Origin of the sequence: Pseudoalteromonas byunsanensis (genome assembly GCF_001854475.1) — a bacterium.
In the GTDB taxonomy this organism is placed as follows: domain Bacteria; phylum Pseudomonadota; class Gammaproteobacteria; order Enterobacterales; family Alteromonadaceae; genus Pseudoalteromonas; species Pseudoalteromonas byunsanensis.
Map to the genome: position 1 here is coordinate 1 of NZ_MNAN01000019.1, position 5,891 is coordinate 5,891.

The 5,891-nt window shown below is 38.7% G+C and carries 4 protein-coding genes and 2 rRNA genes; 3 read left to right on the top strand and 3 right to left on the bottom strand.

All coding sequences use genetic code 11. The features are described 5' to 3' along the window. Positions 1 to 368 precede the first annotated feature (368 nt). The 3 genes from BIW53_RS03250 to BIW53_RS03260 are packed head-to-tail and all read left to right on the top strand — an operon-like array spanning position 369 to position 4,383. On the top strand, positions 369 to 3,059 hold the full coding sequence (locus BIW53_RS03250; RefSeq protein WP_070990391.1) for a PAS domain-containing protein: 2,691 nt from the start codon (positions 369 to 371) through the stop codon (positions 3,057 to 3,059). Between the two features lie 2 nt (positions 3,060 to 3,061). Beyond that, positions 3,062 to 3,472 carry a response regulator gene (locus BIW53_RS03255; RefSeq protein ID WP_070990392.1) on the top strand — a complete coding sequence of 137 codons (411 nt, stop codon included), beginning with the start codon at positions 3,062 to 3,064 and terminating at the stop codon, positions 3,470 to 3,472. Then, the gene (locus BIW53_RS03260; protein WP_070990393.1) at positions 3,472 to 4,383 is read left to right on the top strand and encodes a two-component system response regulator; all 912 of its coding nucleotides are present in this window, start codon (positions 3,472 to 3,474) and stop codon (positions 4,381 to 4,383) included. Before BIW53_RS03255 ends, BIW53_RS03260 begins: the two co-directional genes overlap by 1 nt. An 86-nt stretch (positions 4,384 to 4,469) precedes the next feature. Here the strand turns inward: BIW53_RS03260 and lexA are convergent, their stop codons facing one another. The 3 genes from lexA to rrf (BIW53_RS03275) form a co-directional block, all read right to left on the bottom strand. Then, positions 4,470 to 5,087 carry a transcriptional repressor LexA gene (gene lexA / locus BIW53_RS03265; protein ID WP_070990394.1) on the bottom strand — a complete coding sequence of 206 codons (618 nt, stop codon included), beginning with the start codon at positions 5,085 to 5,087 and terminating at the stop codon, positions 4,470 to 4,472. Positions 5,088 to 5,386: 299 nt separating this feature from the next. Continuing rightward, positions 5,387 to 5,501 (bottom strand): 5S ribosomal RNA (gene rrf, locus BIW53_RS03270). A 42-nt stretch (positions 5,502 to 5,543) separates the two neighbouring features. After that, positions 5,544 to 5,658: ribosomal RNA gene (gene rrf / locus BIW53_RS03275) — 5S ribosomal RNA — on the bottom strand. Between the last annotated feature and the right edge of the window lie 233 nt (positions 5,659 to 5,891).

Sequence of the window (5,891 nt, forward strand, 5' to 3'; positions counted from 1 at the left end):
CCTGACTCAGTTCGATTTGCTTAAGTTGCTTAGCGCTCCGTGTCAGTGGGGTCGCATTATAGGCCGGCGAATTAAAAGCGCAAGCGGTTTTTAAAGGATTTTTGAAGAAAAGTGATAAAAACAGACTGTTCGGACAAAAATAGAGCAAAAGCCGCCACTTTTATGAGTTAACTAAGCTCTCTTAATGCAATATTGTCGCAAATAATCACCATATCTTTAGTAATCCAGTTTTTATATCCCAGTAATACAAAACAATCCTTTGTAATATGCTAAAAGAACAGCAGTATTTACTTTGAACTCTCCACTCTTGTGGTTTCTACGTTTACGTCTAACCTTAATGGCATCATTTGGCATCAGGACATGTTTAAATGGAGCTCAATAGCATTCATTCTTTTTTTCACCAAGCATATATGCCTCATGGACACTGTTATTTGTGGCAACCGCATCTACTTTGGACAAATGTCATTTCAGATTTGCTGATAGCCACTGCCTATTTTTCCATTCCAATTGCTATTATGATTTTCGCAAAAAAGCGCCCAGATGTAGGAAGGCATTGGCTATTTTTACTATTTTCCAGTTTTATATTACTGTGCGGCATTACTCACCTAATAGGTATATATACTGTATGGCATGGCGCATATGGCATTCACGCTATTTCAAAGCTATTGACCGCTGTAGTATCTATGATAACAGCCGTATATTTATTTCGACTTATACCTAGCGCCGTCGCAATTCCAACGCCTAGCCAATTCTTTGGAGTAAGAGACAAACTAAGTAAACTTACAACTGAGCAGAAACAGTTGAAGCTAATGCTCATCGAGCATAAAACCACAGAGTTTATGCTTAATAGTTTGCCGGTAAGCATTTTATTACTCGATAAGTCAGACAGAATCATTAAATGTAATCCTCAACTCCTTAATGAGTTAGGCTATGATGATGCGAATCTTATGCTTGGAACAAAGTTGTCCGATCATATACAACTTGAAGATCCATTTTGTAGTTTGCCTTCTGTATTAAAACATGCAAGACACAACAAATCTCAGTCCGTAGAGCAACTTTGTCAAGCTATCACCCGAGGTGGTGTAACTTTGCCAATGGAGATGCGACTTATCAATACAGTCTTTGATGGGCAAGAGTTTACCTTAGCTGTATTCAACAACTTATCCTCTTATAGGAAGCTAAAGCAGCAGCTTGACGCTTCACATCAACGAATCGAACGCGCGATCAATGCCACTGAAGATGGTGTTTGGGAGTGGGACATTACTAATGACCACGTTATCTACTCTCCAACACTCATGAAAATGATTGGTAAAGAGCATTTAAAAAACCCAACGTATTTGGATTGGTACGAACATATTCACCCCGATTATCGAGAAAAAGTTGAAGCTGCTATAAGAATTCATTTTGAAACCCAAGAAAAGCTACAAATTGAATATCTAGGACGCAATAAAGATGGTGTGTTCGCATGGTTCTTGGCTGTTGGGAACAGTCAGTTTGACTCCGATGGCAATGCCTGCATTATGTCTGGCGCACTTCGTTACATTCAAGATAGTAAGCAACTAGAATCTCAAATTGTTGAAAAGACCAATATACTGAATTGTTTGTTCGATGGTGCAAATCAGGCTATTTGGTTGCTGAAAGTGGAAGCAGATGATGATTTTACATTTCTGCAATACAACCAAGCCGCCTGTGAGAGAACAAATGTTCGTTCACAAGACATAATTAATAAGCGATTATCACAACTTAGTGGTTCAGTTTTTCCCGCAAACATTATTGAAAGGATCGGAAAAAACTATGCAATGTGCTGTGAAACCAAAAGGCCTATGGAGTATGTCGAAACATTACCATTCCATGATGAAGAACGGTGGTATCAAACTACTCTTTATCCAATGTTGGACAAAAAAGGTAAAGTCGAAAAAATAGTGGGCACAGCTATAGACATTACGGCCAGGAAGTTGGCTGAACAGGAGCTCGAACATAACAAAATATTCTTAGAGCAAATAATTAACTCCGCCGTATGTGGCTTATACCTTTATGACCTTAAGCAGAAAAGAAATATCAGAATCAATCAACGCTATACGGATCTGCTTGGCTACAATATTAGTGATCTCAAAAACTCAACCATAACCGATTTGGTTCATCCAGATGATAAACCTTCCATGCTGATACACTTGGAGGAAGTTATTGACGAGAAAGCCCAAAAGCTTATCCCTATCGAGTATCGGATCAAACACAAAAACGGTAGTTGGATATGGTGTAGTGCAGTAGACACGATTATAGCTAGAGATGAACATAACGAGCCTAGTATTGTGTTAGGCACCTTTGTGGATATAACCGAAAAGGCTCAATTATTACTAAAACTCAAAGCATCGAACGAGAACCTCGAACACTTTGCGTTTCTCGCTTCACATGATCTACAAGAACCACTTAGAAAAATAACAGCGTTTACTGACAGCTTATCAATACGTCTAGCTGAACATATTAAACATGACGAAAATGCCCAGTTTGAAATGTCACGTCTGATAGAAGCATCAAGCCGGATGCGAACAATGATCCAAGATTTACTCAAACTTTCAAGACTTCAGTCGCAAAAAATAAAACGCGTTCCAACAACGTTAAAGTCAATCGTAGGTGATACAAAGGAACAAATGAGTTACTCTCTAGAAGAGTATGATGTTGAAATAAATATTGATACTCCGAATCAAACACTCGAAGTTGACCCCTCTCTTTTCATGCAGGTATTTCAAAATCTTTTCGCCAATAGCCTAAAGTTTAAAACTCCTGGCACAGTACCTACCATACATATCAGCAGTGAAAATAGAGATAATCGGATAATGATCTATTATGAAGATAATGGTATCGGAATAAAGGAGCCGTATTGGCAAAGTGTTTTTGAGCCTTTTAAACGTTTAGATAATGGTAATAAGTACTCAGGCAGTGGTATTGGTCTTGCTATGTGTAAAGAGATAATAAAGTTACACGGTGGTGAGATAAGCTGTAAAAGCTCTGAAAAGCGAGGTACCACTTTTATGATTAGTTTACCCAAAAACAGAGACTGAACATGGAAATAATCTTAGTGGATGATGATCCTGATGATATTTATCTCTTCACAACCGCCTGTGAGCATGTTGAACCAAAGCCGAGTCTTGTAGTACTTCAAAATGGCGAGCAATTATTAGAGTACATTGATGCGCATCATAACCTTAGCAATCAAGTATTTCTGATTGATTTAAATATGCCTAAAATGGGTGGATTGGAAGCAATGAAGCACATACAACAAAAAGGGTTGAGTGACAAACTATGCTTGATTAGCTATACCACATCAAGTCATCCGTCAGATATTGAAAGTGCGTTTTCGCTAGGAGCGAAGTCATACATCACTAAGCCAAGCAAGATAGTTGATTTAATAGCACTGCTACAAGTGTTGATAAAATACTGGTTTGACTATAACCACTTCGCAAGGACACATTAATGAACCGATGGCTAATATACTTATTAGAAGATAACGATGATGATGTGTATTTAATAAAAAACACCTTAAGCAGATATAGTGGCCGTCATCAATTTAGACTAAAGTCATTCGATAATGTTGAAACTCTCAAGCAAGCCACTCTTCAATGTTCTCCTGATATCCTTTTAATGGATCTCAACTTACCGGAAAGTACTGGTCTCAACACTCTTATCATTGTAAAACATGTTGTAGCATGTACACCCATAATCGTGCTTACCGGCAACTCAGAGGATGGAATTGGAGAAAAGACGATTCAACTCGGAGCTCAGGACTACATACCCAAGCACGAACTCACTACTTCTCTGCTCGCAAGAACCATTGTTTTTTCAAAAGAGCGCTTTGAGCTTCAACGAAACTTAGAAAATATGGTAGTGATGGATAAACTTACCATGCTTAATAACAGAGGCTCCTTTGACACGGAGTTAAATAGATACGTTCAGGATGCTATTCGATATAAAACTCAGTTTGGATTGTTGTTTATCGATTTAGACAACTTTAAATCGGTTAATGATGATTTAGGACATCAAGCTGGCGACCAGCTATTAAAAAGTATTGCTGCAAAGCTAAAAATGTTTAGAAGAACATCAGACTTTGTTGCAAGATATGGAGGAGATGAGTTCGTCATAATAGCACCTCATGTATCTAATAAAGAGCAGCTAGCCAAGCTTGCGCAACATAAATATACCCTATTAGCAGATAGTTATTGCATTGAAGGACCTAACAACCAAATCCATGATGTAAACTTAGAACTTAGTATTGGTGCGGTTTTGTTTCCAGAAGATGGAGAAGATGAAACCGAATTACTCAATAACGCGGATGCTGCGATGTATCAAGCAAAAGAAAATGGCCAGCCATATAAAGTTATGGGCTAACCATACTAACACACTGCTTTTAAAAAATACTTTTAGAGCTTGTTAAAGGGTAGAGTTTATACATGAGTAAACTTTACCCTTAGGTATTACATCCAGTCGCTATTTCTTATTATACCGACAGCTAAACCTTCTATGACCAAGGATTCATGTTCTAAGTCTACTACTATAGGTGAAAACTCTTCATTTTCAGCATGCAAGTAAACCTTTTTACCCGCTTTTTCTAGCCTTTTTACCGTCACCTCATCTTCAACACGAGCTACCACAACCTGACCATTTTCAGCTACTTGCGTACTATGTACGGCTAAAAGATCTCCATCAAGGATACCGATATCCTTCATACTCATTCCATTGACGCGTAACAAGTAATCTGCGGCGGGTTTAAACAAGTTTGCATCTATTTGACAATGACTCTCTACGTGTTGCTGTGCAAGAATTGGCTCCCCTGCAGCCACTCTTCCTATTAGTGGTAAGCCTAGCTCTTCAGGCTCAGGCACTTCAGTTAAACGAATTCCTCTACTAGCACCTGGCACCATTTCAATAACACCTTTTTTTGCTAATGCCTTAAGGTGCTCTTCTGCTGCATTAGCGCTTTTGAAGCCTAGTGCATCCGCTATTTCAGCTCTTGTGGGTGGCATGCCCGTATCTTTAATAAATACTTTTATCAACTCAAATACTTGTTCTTGTCTTTTTGTTAGTGGACGCATATCACTGGTTTTCCATACAGTACATTTACTGTGAGTATATACAGTTGATATAAAATCGCAATCCTAAACCGCATATATAAAATGGAAACTACTATTTCAGAGACTTAATGAGATACAAAAGAATAATAACAAACCGTAGATTGTGAAAGCGATACGCCTTCTAATATAAGCGCTGACATTCCTTTTGCGCAAGGTGAAGTGAGCAGGTTTAGCTACCGCTGAGGGACCCCCCTTCAGAGACTATTTTGCACACAACAAAAAAGCCCGATTCTTTCGAATCGGGCTTTCTCTTAATAGGAGCCTGACGATGTTCTACTTTCACATGGCAAATGCCACACTATCATCGACGCTGTTTCGTTTCACTTCTGAGTTCGGCATGGGGTCAGGTGGGTCCAAAACGCTATTATCATCAAGCAAATTCTTTGCTTTTTATTATTCTACTTTCTAAAATTAGGAGCCTGGCGATGTTCTACTTTCACATGGCAAATGCCACACTATCATCGACGCTGTTTCGTTTCACTTCTGAGTTCGGCATGGGGTCAGGTGGGTCCAAAACGCTATTATCACCAAGCAAAGTCTTGGTGCAAATGTTTAATGACATCGTGCATCGCACGAGCATTTCATTTGCGCAAGATGAACTGATTTCGCTATATTGCTTTTTCGTTCACCTTGTTTAATTCTTAAAATTCGGAAATTCTGATAATTCGTAAAACACTACTTTAGTAACACTAACTTCTAGCGTGTAAAACCACTTTGGCGTTGTATGGTTAAGCCTCACGGGTAATTAGTACTGGTTAGCTTAAT

Excerpts from the sequence above, each read along its gene's own strand:
- BIW53_RS03255 (WP_070990392.1), top strand. The coding sequence starts at position 3,062 with ATGGAAATAATCTTAGTGGATGATGATCCTGATGATATTTATCTCTTC.
- BIW53_RS03260 (WP_070990393.1), top strand. The coding sequence starts at position 3,472 with ATGAACCGATGGCTAATATACTTATTAGAAGATAACGATGATGATGTG.
- BIW53_RS03250 (WP_070990391.1), top strand. The coding sequence starts at position 369 with ATGGAGCTCAATAGCATTCATTCTTTTTTTCACCAAGCATATATGCCT.
- lexA (WP_070990394.1), bottom strand. The coding sequence starts at position 5,087 with ATGCGTCCACTAACAAAAAGACAAGAACAAGTATTTGAGTTGATAAAA.